Origin of the sequence: Vibrio sp. V10_P2A27P122 (assembly GCF_963874335.1) — a bacterium.
In the GTDB taxonomy this organism is placed as follows: domain Bacteria; phylum Pseudomonadota; class Gammaproteobacteria; order Enterobacterales; family Vibrionaceae; genus Vibrio; species Vibrio anguillarum.
The window spans coordinates 32,007-49,433 of record NZ_CAWNHY010000299.1 but is presented as its reverse complement, the minus strand read 5'-3'; the positions used below and the strand labels follow the sequence as shown (position 1 = coordinate 49,433).

Annotated in this window: 16 protein-coding genes; 11 read left to right on the top strand and 5 right to left on the bottom strand. The window is 43.2% G+C overall.

What is annotated here, in order from left to right:
- Nucleotides 1–13: 13 nt before the first annotated feature.
- Nucleotides 14–607 carry a TfoX/Sxy family DNA transformation protein gene (locus AACQ17_RS16605; RefSeq protein WP_013857112.1) on the bottom strand — a complete coding sequence of 198 codons (594 nt, stop codon included), beginning with the start codon at nt 605–607 and terminating at the stop codon, nt 14–16.
- Nucleotides 608–977: 370 nt separating this feature from the next.
- On the opposite strand from AACQ17_RS16605, the gene AACQ17_RS16600 reads away from it, so the two are divergent.
- The 5 genes from AACQ17_RS16600 (at nt 978) to AACQ17_RS16580 (ending at nt 6,336) form a co-directional block, all read left to right on the top strand.
- Nucleotides 978–1,898, top strand: a complete 921-nt coding sequence (locus AACQ17_RS16600) for an HDOD domain-containing protein (protein ID WP_026028826.1) — start codon at nt 978–980, stop codon at nt 1,896–1,898.
- Between the two features lie 24 nt (nt 1,899–1,922).
- Nucleotides 1,923–2,828 carry a lysine exporter LysO family protein gene (locus tag AACQ17_RS16595; RefSeq protein ID WP_017047741.1) on the top strand — a complete coding sequence of 302 codons (906 nt, stop codon included), beginning with the start codon at nt 1,923–1,925 and terminating at the stop codon, nt 2,826–2,828.
- A gap of 86 nt (nt 2,829–2,914) precedes the next feature.
- Nucleotides 2,915–3,427 (top strand): hypothetical protein, encoded by a 513-nt coding sequence (locus AACQ17_RS16590; protein ID WP_017044636.1) that lies wholly within the window; start codon nt 2,915–2,917, stop codon nt 3,425–3,427.
- Nucleotides 3,428–3,526: 99 nt separating this feature from the next.
- Nucleotides 3,527–5,170 carry a pyridoxal-dependent aspartate 1-decarboxylase PanP gene (gene panP / locus AACQ17_RS16585; protein WP_017047742.1) on the top strand — a complete coding sequence of 548 codons (1,644 nt, stop codon included), beginning with the start codon at nt 3,527–3,529 and terminating at the stop codon, nt 5,168–5,170.
- Between the two features lie 311 nt (nt 5,171–5,481).
- The gene (locus AACQ17_RS16580; RefSeq protein ID WP_010320194.1) at nt 5,482–6,336 is read left to right on the top strand and encodes a MurR/RpiR family transcriptional regulator; all 855 of its coding nucleotides are present in this window, start codon (nt 5,482–5,484) and stop codon (nt 6,334–6,336) included.
- A gap of 57 nt (nt 6,337–6,393) precedes the next feature.
- Here the strand turns inward: AACQ17_RS16580 and AACQ17_RS16575 are convergent, their stop codons facing one another.
- A complete protein-coding gene (locus AACQ17_RS16575) occupies nt 6,394–7,635 on the bottom strand; it encodes an iron-containing alcohol dehydrogenase (protein ID WP_094133527.1) in 1,242 nt (413 codons plus the stop codon).
- Between the two features lie 294 nt (nt 7,636–7,929).
- On the opposite strand from AACQ17_RS16575, the gene AACQ17_RS16570 reads away from it, so the two are divergent.
- The 3 genes from AACQ17_RS16570 (at nt 7,930) to AACQ17_RS16560 (ending at nt 11,469) form a co-directional block, all read left to right on the top strand.
- Nucleotides 7,930–8,196, top strand: a complete 267-nt coding sequence (locus tag AACQ17_RS16570; protein WP_010320195.1) for a GrxA family glutaredoxin — start codon at nt 7,930–7,932, stop codon at nt 8,194–8,196.
- Between the two features lie 185 nt (nt 8,197–8,381).
- The gene (locus AACQ17_RS16565) at nt 8,382–10,064 is read left to right on the top strand and encodes an aspartate:alanine antiporter (RefSeq protein WP_013857120.1); all 1,683 of its coding nucleotides are present in this window, start codon (nt 8,382–8,384) and stop codon (nt 10,062–10,064) included.
- Between the two features lie 301 nt (nt 10,065–10,365).
- Entirely contained in the window at nt 10,366–11,469 is a 1,104-nt protein-coding gene (locus AACQ17_RS16560) for a phosphoribosylaminoimidazolesuccinocarboxamide synthase (RefSeq protein ID WP_094147364.1), read from the top strand.
- Nucleotides 11,470–11,519: 50 nt separating this feature from the next.
- On the opposite strand, the gene AACQ17_RS16555 is transcribed toward AACQ17_RS16560, so the two are convergent.
- A complete protein-coding gene (locus tag AACQ17_RS16555) occupies nt 11,520–11,897 on the bottom strand; it encodes a hypothetical protein (RefSeq protein ID WP_026028577.1) in 378 nt (125 codons plus the stop codon).
- A 438-nt stretch (nt 11,898–12,335) separates the two neighbouring features.
- Between AACQ17_RS16555 and AACQ17_RS16550 the strand changes: the two genes are divergently transcribed.
- From AACQ17_RS16550 to AACQ17_RS16540, 3 genes are all read left to right on the top strand, one after another.
- The gene (locus AACQ17_RS16550; RefSeq protein ID WP_017044631.1) at nt 12,336–14,024 is read left to right on the top strand and encodes an NAD-dependent malic enzyme; all 1,689 of its coding nucleotides are present in this window, start codon (nt 12,336–12,338) and stop codon (nt 14,022–14,024) included.
- Nucleotides 14,025–14,085: 61 nt separating this feature from the next.
- Nucleotides 14,086–14,409 (top strand): DUF3392 domain-containing protein, encoded by a 324-nt coding sequence (locus tag AACQ17_RS16545; protein WP_017042030.1) that lies wholly within the window; start codon nt 14,086–14,088, stop codon nt 14,407–14,409.
- Nucleotides 14,382–15,131 carry a SanA/YdcF family protein gene (locus AACQ17_RS16540; RefSeq protein ID WP_026028824.1) on the top strand — a complete coding sequence of 250 codons (750 nt, stop codon included), beginning with the start codon at nt 14,382–14,384 and terminating at the stop codon, nt 15,129–15,131. The genes AACQ17_RS16545 and AACQ17_RS16540 overlap by 28 nt, the downstream gene beginning before the upstream one ends.
- A 55-nt stretch (nt 15,132–15,186) precedes the next feature.
- On the opposite strand, the gene AACQ17_RS16535 is transcribed toward AACQ17_RS16540, so the two are convergent.
- A complete protein-coding gene (locus AACQ17_RS16535; protein ID WP_094147805.1) occupies nt 15,187–16,425 on the bottom strand; it encodes a cysteine desulfurase-like protein in 1,239 nt (412 codons plus the stop codon).
- Nucleotides 16,400–17,056, bottom strand: coding sequence for a 2OG-Fe dioxygenase family protein (locus AACQ17_RS16530; protein ID WP_161439592.1), 657 nt, complete (start codon nt 17,054–17,056; stop codon nt 16,400–16,402). Before AACQ17_RS16530 ends, AACQ17_RS16535 begins: the two co-directional genes overlap by 26 nt.
- Nucleotides 17,057–17,427: the final 371 nt, after the last annotated feature.

The window sequence follows — 17,427 nt, the reverse complement described above, 5'->3', positions numbered from 1 at the left end:
TGCTACAAAACTGTCAGCGTAATGAGCAGCTTTCTAATAATTGACGCTTGCGAGGCTCTTGCAGCAATTTCCAATGAATACCTTCGATCGCACCAGCAAACTTCCACAGTAGTTTTACATCGACGTCACTACCGTACGTTTTTCTCACTTTAGAAAATATCGTAGGAGCACCTAAGCGCATGAACGTTTCCACATCATTAATGCCCGCTTTTTTAACCATACGCTCTAACGTTAACTGCATGTTTGGTAAGTCACGTAGTCGACGGCTTGCAGAGGATTTTTGAAAGCTACGTTGCTCAACAGAATAACGAATGGAACGTTCAATAATCGTATCTAGGCTCTCATGATTGCTCACAAAAAGCTCAGTAATATCATAATAATTAACGGTTGCTGTGGTCTGCTTTTTAACGTGTTTGTATTTTTCGCAGCCTAATTTTGTGAGTGCATCATCGAGCTCTTCACCTCCACGAATAAAAACAGACTCTTCACTAATCAGTGAATACATCGCTTCTTTTTGGAAAAGCCCAACACCGCCAAACATTGAACGCTTTTGAAATGCGCCAAATTTAATAACGTAATTGAAAAATGCATGCTCAATCATATCCATTGATCCTTAATCAAGTTCCCCGATTAATAGTGATCACCAGATAGCAGCGTATTTTTGCGAATAAAAAGAGTAAGTTAGTAACAAGCTTGTAGTAGTTTAGTATTAGCTTGCTTAATATGGGTACTATCATAGTTAACGATACAAAATAAGTCTGGGCATACATCACATCAATAGACATATCTGCGCAGAGTTATGAGATAGAAATCACATCATTGTGTTTATGAATAAATTTTTTTGACACATACGCTTTCCATTAACGTATTAAGATTAATACATCAAGAAAACAAATTAATGCGATTGATGGTGAATTGATTGCTTATTTGGGTTAGCAGACGGTAAAATGCCTTCAGTACAGATTGAGCACAAATTTATGAATCATCTATCTTTTTACTGGCTTCCAGATCATCATCAAATGCTCATCCAAGGGTTAGAAAGTGAATTTTCTCAATTGGTTGAACACTCACTCAGCACAGGAAAAATTTCACTTCCTCCTATTCCGGATGTTGTTCTAAAAATACAGCGCTTATGCACATTAGAATCTACTGAAATTTCAGATGTCGCCGATTGTCTACTTGAAGATCCCGGACTGACTGCAATTGTAGTACGCGTAGCAAACTCTGTTGTCTTTAATCGTCGAAATATTACCTGTACGGATTTAGTCACGGCTGTATCACGCTTAGGCATACTACGAGTACGCGACATTGTAACAGCTCAAGCGATTGAGCAGTTAAAGCACTCCGTAAACTTAAGTAAAGAATGCAATAAAATATTGGTTAATAGCGCCGCCATATCGCGAGAGCTTGGCGCAACCATGGTGATGGTAACTCACGCATTTAAACAGCTAGAACCAAGCCGATATCAACATTTAGAGCAAGAAAAAGCCTTACTTGTCGGTCTACTTGCGGATATTGGCTTGTTTTGTCTTGTACACGAATATCATTTATATCTTGAGAAAGGCAACTATCTCGATCAAGACATCGCCCTACAGATTTTTCAGTCGCGATGTTCAAAAACCAGTCAGCTTGTGTTAAGAAGTTGGGGGTTCGACTCAGATTTCCTTGAAGTAGCAGGAAATCAATCTTTAGTCGCATCTTCTCACGAAGTCAGTTACCTTGATGTGGCACGTATTGCTCACCATCTTTTACTGTTTCGTCGTCAAGATGAAGAGATTGAAGAGCATGACGTCGAAATTAATGCGACCGGAGCTGAGGTGCTGTACAACTTAAGTAACCTTAGTGAGCTTGAATTCAAATCAAAACTCAATGATGTGATCAACGCAAGCGGCTTCTAAACCCAAAATAATTCAGAGGATGAGATGTTCTCAGGGATGTTATTTATTTTTGCCCCACTAATCGTGGGGTATCTATTTTCTATTGCCAATCAACAGTGGCTAGCAGCATTAAATAAAGCCACGTCTTGGTTAGTTTACGTCATTCTGTTTCTGATGGGTTTAAGCTTGGCAGCCCTCGATAACTTGGGCAGTAACCTACAGTTGATACTCAAATTTACCACCGTATTTTTCTTGATGATTGGTGCTTGCAACTTATTGGTCTTGCCTTTTATTGACAAATTTCTACCCATAAAAACCGATGCGAACCATTCAAAACTGCCACTATCTAGCATGGCGTTAGAATCCGTAAAGCTGATTGTGGTTGTCGGTGGAGGATTGGCGCTTGGGGTTGTATTAGGATTCGATTTAAGTTGGGTGAGCACCGCCAGTGAATGGATCTTGTTCGTATTACTTTTCTTTATTGGTATTCAGTTGAGAAATAGTGGTTTAACTCTACGACAAATTTTGCTCAATAAATACGGAATGGTCATCGCATTAGTCATTATATTGACCTCTTGGATTGGGGGGATCATTGCGGCCATGATTCTTGATATCCCAATTTATCGAGGACTAGCCATGGCTTCCGGTTTTGGATGGTATTCACTTGCCGGGATTTTAATGGGTGATGCTTTCGGCCCAGTCTATGGTGGTGCCTCTTTCATGATAGAGCTACTTAGAGAACTGGTTGCTTTAGTGATGATCCCCATGCTAATCCGAACCAAACCTTGCTCTGCCATCGGCTATGCTGGGGCAACCGCGATGGATTTCACCTTGCCCGTGATCCAGACAACTGGCGGGGTTCGTTGCGTACCGATCGCGATTGTTAGTGGGTTTATTCTCAGCCTACTGGTGCCTATTCTTATGCTGTTCTTTGTATCACTTGCAGGCTAGATCTCAGGAATCACTTTAGCCTTCATTTAAACTAACAATAGGGAGTGGAAAACTCCCACACAATAACAAAGCCCAAAGGAAGATTTATGAAACGTGTTATCGTTGCCCTACTGCTCTCAACTTCAGCGAATGTTGCTCTCGCTGCTGATAACCAATGCTTATCCGAAAAATATGACGCTTATGTCGACGCGTCTCTCCATTGGTATAGTGATCTCGCAGACTTAACGACCGCGCAATATCCTGAACTTACTGAAGTTAGCCAATGGTTTCTACAAGGACGCCAGCATCACTTTGAATTAAGCCGTGCGGCAGTCCACTATTACCTAAGCAACGATCCTTCTAAAGTTGCCACCTCGCAACCTGTAGAAGCTTGGTTAAAACTAGAACAGCACGACATTAAAGTATTGGCCTCACGCAGTGATGATCTCGGCCACATTGCTAAAATCACCTATGAAGATCGCCAAGCAAAGCCTAACGAAAAAAACTATGAATTACGTTCAGCTTTAGCCGAATTGCTCAGTCATCCGAAGCAGATCGAAGCTGCGTTGAATAAATATAACGATGCCATCGCCTTGATCGAAAAGAAAGTCTGTAACTAGTCGCCGCCTCTACTCTAGCCGAATTAAGACGGGACAACTGTCCCGTTTTCGTTTAGATTGTGCCGCTCGCATTCCATAAAATCAAAATAACGAAGCTGTATGGTATCAGAACAAAAAACTGCAAATGTGAGTTTCGAGAGCTTGTTACGGATCTTCACTGTGCCCGAAGGCCCCGACTCAACACTGACAAAAATAGACCAAGAGCTATCGCGCAATTTGAACCTCTTCTTGCGTGAACATATTGTCGCTGAAGAAAAACCACTCAAAGAGATCGAAAAAGATTTCTCTAATCCGCAAATTCCAGAGTCACCGGAGTTCGTTTCAGAACATACTCAGCATTTGTTGGATAATTTAGTCGCTCATTCAGTGCATACCTCGGCTCCTAGCTTTATTGGTCATATGACATCTGCACTGCCATATTTCTTGATGCCGTTATCAAAGATCATGATTGCGCTGAATCAAAACTTAGTCAAAATTGAAACGTCAAAAGCGTTTACACCGCTAGAACGGCAGGTTTTGGGTATGTTGCATCGTTTGATCTATCAAAAAAATGACGCTTTTTACAGCCAATGGATGCATAGCGCTAATCATTCGCTCGGTGCATTTTGCTCTGGCGGAACAATTGCCAATATCACGGCATTGTGGGTGGCTCGTAATAATGCTTTGAAAGCTGATGGTGATTTCCAAGGCGTCGAAAAAGAGGGGCTGTTTAAAGCCATGCGTCATTATGGTTACCACGGGTTAGCCATTTTAGTGTCTGATCGTGGCCATTACTCTTTAAAGAAAGCCGCTGACGTATTGGGTATCGGCCAAGAAGGCTTGGTTTGTGTAAAAACCGACCACAACAACCGCTTATGCCCACAAGATTTGAAAGCCCAAATGGCACACCTAAAAAGCCAGAAAATTAAACCTTTTGCGGTTGTTGGCGTCGCCGGAACGACAGAAACGGGCAACATTGATCCCTTAAGAGATATCGCCAATATTTGCCAGCAAGAAGGTTGTCATTTTCACGTAGACGCCGCTTGGGGCGGTGCAACATTAATGTCGAATAATCACCGACACTTACTCAATGGTATTGAGTTGGCTGACTCCGTCACGATTGATGCACATAAACAGCTCTACATCCCTATGGGTGCAGGCATGGTACTATTCAAAAAGCCTGATGCTATGCATTCAATTGAGCACCATGCGCAGTATATTTTGCGGAAAGGTTCAAAAGATCTAGGCAGCCATACGTTAGAAGGTTCTCGTTCAGGTATGGCCATGTTGGTGTACGCTAGCATGCACATTATTAGTCGCCCTGGCTACGAATTATTGATTGACCAAAGCCTAGCTAAAGCTCGCTATTTCGCCGATCTAATTAAAGAACAAGACGATTTTGAGCTGATTTCTGAACCCGAACTGTGTCTTTTAACCTATCGTTATATTCCTGCTTTTGTTCGCCAAGCACTGCAACAAGCCTTGCCCAATCAAAAAGCAGAACTGAACGAGTTGCTAAATGAAATCACCCAGTTTGTGCAGAAAAAACAAAGGGAAACGGGGCGTTCATTTGTCTCTCGAACCCGTTTAAACCCAGAACGCTGGGACAAGCTTGATACCATCGTATTTCGCGTGGTACTAGCCAACCCGCTAACAACACATGCTATCTTGCACTCGATCTTAGATGAGCAGCGACATATTGCCACGCTAGCGCCTAATTTGATGGCCAAAATTGAGCTGCTTGCTCAAAGAATCATCAGCTAGAATCCCTATAAGTTACAGCGAATTGAAAATTTATTTCTTTTTGCTGTAACTAATACATCATTAATGAGCTAGAAATTTCCATTAATCATCGATTTAAATCTAAATTCTGTAGTTTTCATGAAATTTTGTTTGAGGCTTGTCATGTTCTCATCAATTGTTAACTTGAATTGTTACGGAAATCTACATCCTAGGTTTATACTCATTGCATGGCGTTGGTTTAACTTACCTTTTTGGAAATGTGTTATTTCCAATCCCCCCAAAGGGCGACCGGGTAAAACCAACGAGTTGTTCTCTTCGCCCGCGTGAACACTATGAATACATTAGAAAAAATTCAAAAAAATCTGGAAAACTTTAGCAAGTCGGAACGTAAAGTCGCCGAAGTAATTATGGCTTCGCCCCAAACCGCGATTCACTCAAGTATTGCGACGCTCGCCAAAATGGCCGATGTCAGTGAACCAACGGTAAACCGCTTTTGTCGACGACTCGACACCAAAGGCTTTCCCGACTTTAAGCTTCATTTAGCGCAAAGCCTTGCTAACGGGACTCCGTATGTAAACCGAAATGTTGAAGAAGATGATGGCCCAGACGCCTACACCCATAAGATTTTCGAATCGACTATGGCGTGTTTGGATGTGGCTAAAAACAGCTTGGATCCAATGCAAATTAACCGTGCAGTTGACTTACTCACACAAGCAAAACGGATCTCTTTCTTCGGTTTAGGAGCCTCTTCTGCTGTAGCAAAAGATGCCCAAAACAAATTTATTCGCTTTAACATTCCGATCACTTGCTTTGAAGATATCGTGATGCAACGCATGAGTTGTATCAACTGTACCGACAATGACGTAATTGTTTTGATTTCGCATACAGGTCGTACTAAAAGCCAAGTGGAAATCGCCAATCTTGCGCGCGAAAATGGTGCGACTGTCATTGCGATTACGGCAAAAGATTCACCGCTGGACAAAGCAAGCTCGTTGTCGATCTCTCTTGACGTACCTGAAGATACTGACGTCTATATGCCCATGGCAAGCCGTGTGGTGCAAATGACGGTAATTGATGTACTGGCTACTGGTTTCACCCTGCGCCGTGGCTCTGGTTTTCGTGAAAATCTTAAACGCGTCAAGGATGTACTAAAAGACTCGCGCTACGATAAGCTGTCACAGTTCTAAGATAATCGCGATCCTAAAATAATCGTTAGAACGGAGCTCAATTGCTCCGTTTTTTTATCAACTTTGCTTGCTACTTTCAGGCGCGACTGGATCATGCCTAACTTCTACCTGATTGGATGAATTCGGTTGCCACTCCTCACACTCACCTTGGCACTCGCAAACTTGATTTAATATATGGATTAACCTTTCTTGTGTTAAAGGCAAAGGGTTACCTTTAATCGCGACCGACTTTAAAGCATCTAACGCCACGCGATCAAACGAGGTATTGCACACACCAAACTGGTTGAGTTTAGGTAGTTGCAACTTATCTAACATCATTTTCACCCACAGCACGCCATCTTCAACGTGAACATTTGTTCTGCCAGTCACAATTTGAGCGATTTTTTTATAACGTGTAAGTACATCATTTCGCCCTGCTTTTTGCGCTGCTCGAATGTTTTCTCGCATAACATGAGGGGCCAAACGCGCCGTGATCACGCTGTGTGGAGCATCAAGTTTCCCTCCCAATGCCGATGCCAAGCCATGTGCCGCGCCAAGTTTTGCATTGGTAATCGCCATTCCTCCAAGCATTGCTGCAAAAGAGAGATCCGCTCGCGCTTTATGATCATCTTTTCGGCACGCTGGCAATATAGAACGACTGAGTTTGCGCAGCCCCTCTTCACAGACCATATCGGTGAGTGGATTGGGTTCACCACACACATAGGCTTCCATTAAATGCGTAAAAGCATCCATTGCGCCTCTGCCAGATGTGTAACTGTCGGTACCATAGGTCAACGTGGGGTCAACAATCGCAACATCTGCCAGCATATCTGGGCTGCGCAAGCTTACTTTTACTTTGTCTTGTCCCGATTTCAACACGGCATTACGCGTGACTTCGGATCCCGTACTGGCGGTGGTTGGAATAGCAATAAATGGCAGCGGTTTTGTCTTTAACGGCACATTTCGGCCAACCACTTCCACATAATCATAAACGTTACCTTGGTTAGGAATGATTGCCGCGAGTGCCTTGCCCATATCAATCACACTACCGCCACCAATAGCAACGACCATGTCCGGTTGAAAACGTCGGCCTAAAATGGCCGTTTCCTCCACCATGGTAATATTAGGTTCACCAACAATAGCTACATGCTGATAGCGCATATTCTGCATTTTCAGGTATTGAACAATAGGGGAAGCTCGTTGTTGTTCTTTTCCCGAAACCAGCAGTACGCTATAACCATATTGGTTAAGAACAGAAAGTGAATTCAATAACGCTCCTTCTCCAAAAATGATCCGCGTCGCCGTCATAAATTGGAACATGAATAACTCCCTTTTCTCTCATCTAGATTAGCTCTGTTTAGAGTGCACCTATCGTTAAAAAAATTTTTTGATGCAGTGCAATGTGGAGCAAATAACCACATAAAAAACACAAGTTTATGCGGCATGTCACAGCCAAGCCATTGTTGATCTATTCCCAACACCATCGAGAGGTAAGCTTGCTTTGATTAAGGAATAAGCAATAGCTTTTACCTATTGAAGTAACTGGTGAATGCCACTTTATTTCCGACCTTGAATCGGGCATAGTTGCATGCAACAAGAATGAAGGAGAAAGCTATGTTCGTTGTTATTTTTGGCCGCCCTGGTTGCCCCTACTGTGTTCGCGCAAAAGAACACGCTGAAACATTGAAATTAAAACGCGATGATTTTAACTATCGTTATGTCGATATTCACGCGGAAGGCATCAGCAAAGCTGATTTAGAAAAGACAGTGGGTAAACCGGTTGAAACTGTGCCACAAATCTTTATTGATCAAGAACACATCGGTGGTTGCACTGATTTCGAAGCTTATGCGAAAGAACATTTAGGCTTATTCGACGAATAAAACCAAGAAACATAAAAACCCGCTGATTTTTAGCGGGTTTTTGCTATTTATAAATAAATGGCTCTTTCTCTCAAATTAGGTCAATGAAATGTCAATTGTCACAAATTTCACTTATCTTTTTGCAATATTCAGATACAATTCCCACACTTTACCTACCCCACTTGGCACACATAACGAGTTGAGCCGTGAATATCGACGTCGTACTTTTGCTTGATCAGAACCCTATTCTTCTTATTTTTGTTGTCTTAGCGATTGGCCTTGGTTTTGGCAAAATTCGTTTTGGTAGCTTACAACTGGGCAACTCTATTGGGGTGTTAATTACATCTCTCATCATGGGGCACCTTGGTTTTTCCTTCAATGCTGAAGCCTTAACCATCGGTTTCATGCTGTTCATCTATTGTGTCGGCATTGAAGCTGGCCCTAACTTTTTTGGCATATTTTTCCGTGACGGAAAACATTATCTCATCTTAAGTTTAGTGGTGCTCATTACCGCCACTTGGATTACCTATTTTGGCAGCTATTATCTCGGCCTCGATTTTGGCTTAGCTGCTGGTATGATGGCAGGTGCATTAACCTCCACCCCCGTATTAGTAGGCGCACAAGATGCGTTAAACTCCGGGCTAGCCACCATTCCAAGAAATATGGATTTATCCCTTATTTTAGATAATGTTTCGGTGGGTTATGCGATGGCTTATCTAATTGGCCTTATCAGTATGATCATGTTTGCCAAGTTACTGCCTAAGTTGCAAAAACAAAACCTCTCTGATTCTGCTCAACAGATTGCTCAAGAGCGTGGTTTGGGTGGCAGCGGTCAACGCAAAGTCTATTTACCCATCATCCGTGCCTATCGCGTTGGTCAAGAGTTGATCAACTGGATTGATGGGCGCAATTTACGTGAGCTTGGTATTTATCGCCAAACCGGTTGTTATATTGAACGCATCCGACGTAATGGCATTCTTGCCCATCCTGACGGTGACGCCATCTTGCAAGAAGGGGATGAAATTGCACTGGTTGGCTTCCCTGACAGCCATGCAAGGCTAGACCCTAGCTTTCGAAATGGCAAAGAGGTGTTTGATCGCAACCTACTTGATTTGCGCATCTCTGAAGAGGAAATTGTCGTAAAAAGTGACAGTATTGCCGGTAAACGCCTATCGGATCTGAATTTATCCGAATATGGCTGTTTCCTGAACCGAGTGATACGCGCACAAATTGAAATGCCAATGGACTTAGACATTGTGCTTGCCAAAGGTGATGTGCTGCAAGTCAGTGGTGAAAAAAGCCGTGTTCAAGGCTTGGCCGATAAAATCGGTTTCATCTCTATCCATAGTCAAATGGCCGATTTACTCGCCTTTTGTAGCTTCTTTATTCTCGGCATTTTGTTTGGTTTGATCACCATGACCTTTGGACAAGTCTCCTTCGGTTTAGGCAACGCGGTTGGGCTACTGCTTTCTGGCATTATGCTTGGTTTTTTACGAGCCAACCACCCCACTTTCGGCTATGTACCGCAAGGGGCATTAAATATGGTCAAAGACCTAGGTTTGATGTTCTTTATGGTAGGCATTGGCTTAAGTGCTGGCGGGAAAATGTTCCAGCACCTCTCAGAAGTGGGTGTACAAGTGATCGGCCTTGCATTTTTAGTCAGTGTGGTGCCAGTCGTCTTTGCCTATTTGGTCGGTGCGTACATTTTGAAAATGAACCGCGCGCTTCTATTTGGTGCGATTATCGGGGCACGAACTTGCGCACCGGCGATGGATATCGTTAACGACTACGCAAAATCGACCATTCCCGCATTGGGTTATGCTGGCACCTATGCTATCGCCAATATACTGATGACACTGACAGGAACTATTTTAATTTTACTCAGTTAAACCTAATAATCCTCAGTGCGACTCGCCAAAGTCACATATGTGGCTTTTGGCGAGCTATCGCCCCTCTATTTACTTCGCTTTTATCTCAATGTTTGCCGCTTTATCGGCTCAGAACTGCATCTTTTCTCCTGAATTCAACTCACCACTGCTTAATTTTTCAAACAAAAGGCAATCGTTTGCTTTTTATCTGGCAGCAGAAAATAGTTCTGGTATGATGCGCACAGTTTATCGATATCCTTATTAGTGTTGAGCTAAGCGATATCTTCTCTGTATGACGTTTGAAAAAGATAGGAATGTCTAAATGAGCCTTGCTGATCAAATCCTTGCCGTCAATGACGACCTCCCAATTCGCACTCACCAACCTGTTCATAGCGGCAAAGTTCGCTCTGTTTATTGGCTAACTCCAGAAGATAGCCAGCGTTTGATCAAAGAAAAAGGTTACAACGTTGCTCCTGATGCACCTTTAGCCATTATGGTAATCAGTGACCGTATTTCTGCTTTTGATTGTATCTGGCATGCCGAAGGTGGCATCAAAGGTGTACCGGGTAAGGGCGCGGCATTGAACGCGATTTCAAACCACTGGTTTAAGCTATTTCAAGAGAACGGGTTAGCCGATAGCCATATTTTAGATATTCCCCATCCTTTTGTATGGATTGTGCAAAAAGCCAAGCCAATCAAAATTGAAGCGATTTGTCGCCAGTATATTACCGGTTCAATGTGGCGTGCTTACGAAAAAGGTGAACGAGATTTTTGTGGTATTCAATTACCAGAAAGCTTGCAGAAAGATAAAAAACTGCCAGAACTGCTCATTACACCATCAACCAAAGGCATCTTAAAAGGCATTCCCGGTGTTCCAGAAGCCGATGATGTCAATATCTCACGTCATAATATTGAAGAGAATTTTGCCGCTTTTAACTTCAGTCGTGTCGAAGATATTGCCTTGTACGAAAAGCTATTAAAAGAAGGCTTCAGCGTCATTAGCCATGCACTCTACCAAGTAGAGCAAATTTTCGTCGATACCAAGTTTGAGTTTGGTTATGTCACCGATGCCAACGGCGTTGAGAAACTCATTTATATGGATGAAGTGGGTACGCCGGACTCTTCTCGCATCTGGGACAGTGCTTCCTATCAGCAAGGACGTATTGTGGAAAATTCGAAAGAGGGTTTTCGTCAATTCTTGCTCAACTACTTCCCTGACCCAGATATTTTACTCAACAAAGAACGGATGGCTGAGCGAGAAGCGCTTGCACGTGATAATGCGCTGCCTTTGGCTGCATTGATGGATATTTCCAACACCTATCTTGCGATTGCAGAGAAAATTGTTGGCCAACCGATCGTATTAAGCCAAAACCCAAAGCAAGAGATCATTACGATCCTGCGTTCTCAATATGGCTTGATTGACTAGTACTCAACAATAACGGGACATTAAATATGCCCCGTTATCGGTTTATCCCCTTACAGGGTGATAATAAATTCGTCTGGTTTTGTATTTTTTATCAAAGATTGGCTTTTATTTTGAATCAATTGGATCTGTTCAGAATCCAACGCATACGGCATTACTAATTTTAGCTCTTCAATCCCCTCTAATTTCGCCAATCTCACCAGTGAAATTAAATTCGCTTCATCACTACGGCGTGTTGATAACGACTTCAACGCCATTTCCCATAGGCGATCCTCTGGGCTTGATAATTCTTTAATGCTGTCTTTCCATACCGTACCAAAAATCGGTGCAAATGACGTCATGGCTTCGAGGAATGTCCATTTCTTATTACATGACGCACCAAGAAATGTAGTGTAATCAAACACCACCCGTCTCCTTTCTTGTGTATTCATTTTGTCCCCCGACAAATTGGCAGCACACTGTACTCAATATCATCCATGATTGTTCATATAGCAATAGGATATAAAAAAACAGTCTTTTATGCCTTAAAACCGAATGGATTGGCTATATCAAAACCAGATTTGTAACAAGGCATAAACAGACTTACTGACATATGTGTCTGATTGATTAATATTTCAAACCGTGAACAAAAAGTCGCTTTATCACTTAAAGTAATCATCGCTCAACACTACTTTTGAAATCTCTGCTTAAGGAGACCAATAGACAAAAATGTGTACATTGATGCCCTCAGCAATTAACACGGAGAATTCTACCGTTTTTATCGGCATTCTTCAGTATTCTGTGCCATGTGTCGCCGCTCGTCTATTTACAATCTCATGAGTAAACCGTTATCATTTTTGAGTTCCCTTCTACCCTAAAATAGGCCGACAATGAATAATGATAAACGCCCTCTTTATATTCCCTATGCGGGCCCCGCTCTACTCAGCACGCCTTTGCTCAATAAAGGCAGTGCATTTTGTGCTGAAGAGCGCAGTTCCTTCAACTTAGAAGGCCTGCTTCCTGAAACGACGGAAACGATACAAGAACAAGTTGTTCGCGCATACCAACAATACTGCAGCTTTGAAAGTGATATGGATAAGCATATCTATCTGCGTAATATTCAAGATACCAACGAAACCTTATTCTATCGTTTAGTACAAAACCACATCACTGAGATGATGCCCATCATCTACACACCAACGGTGGGTGCCGCGTGTGAAAACTTTTCAAATATTTATCGTCGCGGCCGCGGTCTGTTCATTTCCTTTCCGAATCGAGATCGCATCGATGACTTACTCAATAATGCAGCGAACCATAACGTAAAAGTTATCGTAGTGACCGATGGTGAACGCATTCTCGGCTTGGGCGACCAAGGAATTGGTGGCATGGGTATTCCTATCGGCAAACTGGCACTTTATACCGCATGTGGTGGTATTAGCCCTGCTTATACTTTACCGGTCGTGCTCGATGTTGGAACCAATAACCCACAGCGCTTGGCTGACCCGATGTACATGGGCTGGCGTCACCCTCGGATTACCGGGGCCGAATATGATGCATTTGTAGAAGAGTTCATCCAAGCGGTGCAACGTCGCTGGCCTGATGCACTTATCCAATTTGAAGATTTTGCACAAAAGAACGCAATGCCACTATTAGAGCGTTATAAAAACCGTATTTGTTGTTTTAACGATGACATTCAAGGCACTGCGGCGGTGACTGTAGGTTCGCTATTGGCCGCATGCAAAGCCGCGGGCAGTCAACTCTCCGAGCAACGTATCGCTTTTCTTGGTGCGGGCTCTGCAGGCTGTGGTATTGCCGAAGCAATCATCGCGCAAATGGTGTCAGAAGGTATTTCAGATGCTCAAGCTCGTTCTCAAGTCTATATGGTTGACCGCTGGGGTCTGCTGCAAGAAGGAATGCCTAACCTACTTGATTTCCAACAGCGCCTAGTGCAAAAAAACAAAGACACGCATGATTGGAACACTGAAGGTAATGGTTTCTCATTATTGGAAGTAATGAAAAATGGCAAGCCAACGGTGTTGGTTGGTGTTTCTGGGGCTCCGGGACTATTCAGTGAAGAGATTATCACAGAGATGCATAAACACTGCCCACGCCCGATTATTTTCCCACTATCGAACCCAACCAGCCGTGTTGAAGCGACGCCCAATGACATTATCCGTTGGACCAACGGTGAAGCACTCGTCGCCACAGGCAGCCCGTTCGCTCCCGTGTTGCATAACGGTAAAACCTACCCAATTGCGCAATGCAACAATAGCTATATTTTCCCTGGTATCGGCTTAGGCGTACTGGCGGTCAATGCACGTCGAGTTACTGATGAGATGCTGATGGAATCAAGCCGTGCACTCGCCAACTGTTCGCCTCTGGCGCTTAATGGGCATGGTGCGTTACTTCCGCCACTGGAAGCCATTCACTCCGTTTCCAAGAAAATTGCGTTTGCGGTAGCGAAAAAAGCAATTGAGCAAGGCGTTGCACTGGAGATCCCAGATGATGTGTTAGAAACCGCCATTGAGCAGCATTTTTGGCAGCCAGTATACCGTCGCTACAAACGCACTGCTTTCTAAGCTCCTACTCCGCTGCCCCTAAGCTTCGGCTGATGTTTAGGGGCTTTTTCTGTGAGTCAATATGATGAACTTTTTAGCGCCCGCAGGGCATTACTTATCACCGTATTTAACGGAGATATCAACTGCATTGATCGCTTGTTTGCTCGTGATGCTCGGTGGAGAGATTAACGCCGCGATGCGCAAGCTAATGCGCAACCAACACTTTGTCGTTCGCACATTTACGTTTATATTGATTAACGCTTTCGGCTACGGTTTGGTGATCATCAAAGCGAGCCCTTACCTTGCTCGGACACTTTCGCAGTTAGAATCAGGCATGATGTTTAGCATTATTATGCTCTGCTTTATTGCTATCGGGATCTGGGCACAAAGGAACCGTCAAATTTAGTGTTAAAATTTTCATCTTCAAATCACTCTCGCCCTGTTTGGAAAAAGCGGGTTCACACGCTGCTTCGCTACGTGTCTGTACTGTTGTTCATTTCAAGCCTTTTTGTGCTTGGCATTGATCGCTGGGTCAGTTGGCAGGCCGAAAAACAAATCGTCACCGAGCAAAATCAAGTCGGTCAATTCCAAGTCGCTGTTGTACTTGGAACCAGTAAGTACTTGGGTAAAACGCTCAATGACTATTATACCCACCGAATTGAAGCCGCGATCGCTTTGTATGAACAAGGCAAGGTAAAAGGGTTTTTACTCAGTGGTGATAATGCTCACCGTTCGTACAATGAACCGTGGACGATGAAACGCGATCTGCTGCGCGCTGGAATCCCAAGTGAGAATATTTACTTAGATTATGCAGGATTTCGTACTTTGGACTCCATTGTTCGCGCAAAACGTATCTTCGAAACCGACAATTTTTTGATCATCTCTCAACAATTTCATTGTGAGCGAGCACTCTTTATTGCCAACTACCATAACATTAATGCTCAGTGTTTAGCGGTTGCAGGGCCAACAACTCGTTCTGGTTTTAAAGTGAGGCTGCGTGAGGTCTTTGCTCGTACGAAAGCATTTTTAGATCTCTATATCACGAATACTCAACCTAAATTTTTAGGTCCCAAAGAGCCAATTGTGATCGAAGAGTTACCCTTAGAGCCAACCGAAGATGAAAGCTAAAAGAGGCACTGCGCCCCAGAAACCTTTCCTTCGACAGATTTCCGGGCCACTTTGGTTACGCTAATGTGGATAAGACATCAAACAAAGCGTCAATTTCACTGCGCGTGTTGTAGTGCATAAAACCGATACGGACAACTCCACCGCTGTTTTCAAGATCTAACTGACGCACTAAACCAAGCGCATAGAAATGCCCATTCCACACACAAATATTATGCTCGCCCAATGTTTTGGCCACAAATTCTGGGTGGTGATTAGCTAAGCGAATGGCAAAGGTCGGTGTACGTAGCTCACTGTTAGCCTTGGTCAGGCCATAGAGCTTAGCCGAACTCAATCCTTTAAGTTTATACAGAAAATACTCACTTAATTGGCGTTCATGCTGGTTGTATTGAATGAAACTATCGATCAAACGCTCTCTTAACGAGCCACTCGCGTCTCCCCATTGCGCCAAATATTCCACTGCAGCAATCACGCCTGCCAAACCTTCAAAACTCTGCGTACCCGTTTCAAAACGTCCCGGACCAATATTGGTTGCAGGTTCAACTTTGTAGGGTTTAAGTGCATGTAACCACTGCGAAGCGATATAAGCGATACCAACGTGTGGACCAAAAAATTTATATGCCGAACAGGTTAAAAAATCACAGCCTAATTCTTGTACATCAATCAAATGGTGCGGAGCATAGTGAACGGCATCCACATACACCATCGCGCCGACTTGATACGCCGCATCCACAATGCGTTTAACATCGACAATAGATCCTGTGGTATTCGAAGCATAAGTGACCGCTACCAGCTTTGTTTTAGGATTGAGTAATGACAGTAAGTGCTCAACATCCAAAGTACAATCTTGTTGGTTCACCTTTACCTGGTGCACTGTAACGTGCTTATCCTGCGCCGCTTGCTGCCAACTGGAGACATTGGAGTAATGGTCAAGCGCAGTAACAATCACTTCATCGCCCGCTTGCCAATCTCGGCTAATGGCTCGACTTAGCTGAAAAGTCAACGAGGTCATATTCGCGCCAAATACAATATTTCCTGATGACTCAGCGTTCAGAAGCGCTTGCACCGACTCACGAGCCTGCTGCATTAAATCAGTGGTAATTTGGCTTGAAAAATAGTGTCCGCCCAAATTAGAGTTGAAATGGCCCAGATATTCACTCATTTTTTCTATTACCGACTTAGGTACTTGCGAGCCACCTGGACCATCTAAGAAACTCACTGACTTACCATGATATTTTTGCGACAAAGCACTAAACTGGGTACGCACTTTTTCAGGAGTGAAGATCATTTCGGCCATCCTTAGCGGTTAACACAAAAACATCCATATGACCTTCTTGCCCATGCTCAATCGAGCGAATAGGACAAGCGTTATGCCATAACTTACTGTCCGCGAGCATCGCAATCTCACCATTTTCTAACACTTTCCGAAAGAAAGGGGCTTCATGGCAGTCTTGATAAAGCATAATTTCACCGCCGACAATGTTGTGGCGATTCACCCCCACCAACGCAATATGATCAAAACCATCTTGATGGACACCTTCTGGCGCGACTTGCGTCTCATCAAACACAGCAGCAATTCGGATCTGATGGATTTCAATCTCTTGCCCATTAGGCAGACCATTCGTACTCACAAACACCTCGCACACTTCTCTCATCCCCTCACTTTGTAACGTAGAGGGTAAAATAGGATCGAAATGACGCTTAATGTTGCCTTGAAAATGATTGATTTGATCGGTTTGCATAAAGTCATGCTTGTCCAACGCCTCGACTTTCCCTTGGTTAAATTGAACCACAGAGTAGCGCCGTAAACGATACTGACCATCAGCATGCTCCGTATGTGGTAATTGCGCAAAGGAGGGAGCAAGTTGTTGAATCGCTTTTTGACTTAATTGCGTAATCTGTAAAGTGTTTTCGTGTACAGCTAACATCACCAGCTCCTTAATCAAATTATTGGACACATTAAATTAACAATTAATTTACATTAAGGATACGCACTAATATTGCACATTCAAGTAAAAATGAATGTTATATCTGTATGTGACTAGCAATATAAAATTTAATACTTAAATAATCACAAAAATAAGAATTAACATCCAATAGCGAGCATGACACATAGCGATTTTTAGACAAGCTCACTACTTCAAGGTTAATAGGCTTTTAAAAACAATGAATTACCAACATTAGGATGATGTAGGAATGGTATGTAGACCATGGGCGGGTTTAAAGGACATATCAGTAACTAATTTATCAACTCGATTCGACTAAATTTAGCATGTATTAATCCATGAGCCATATAGCA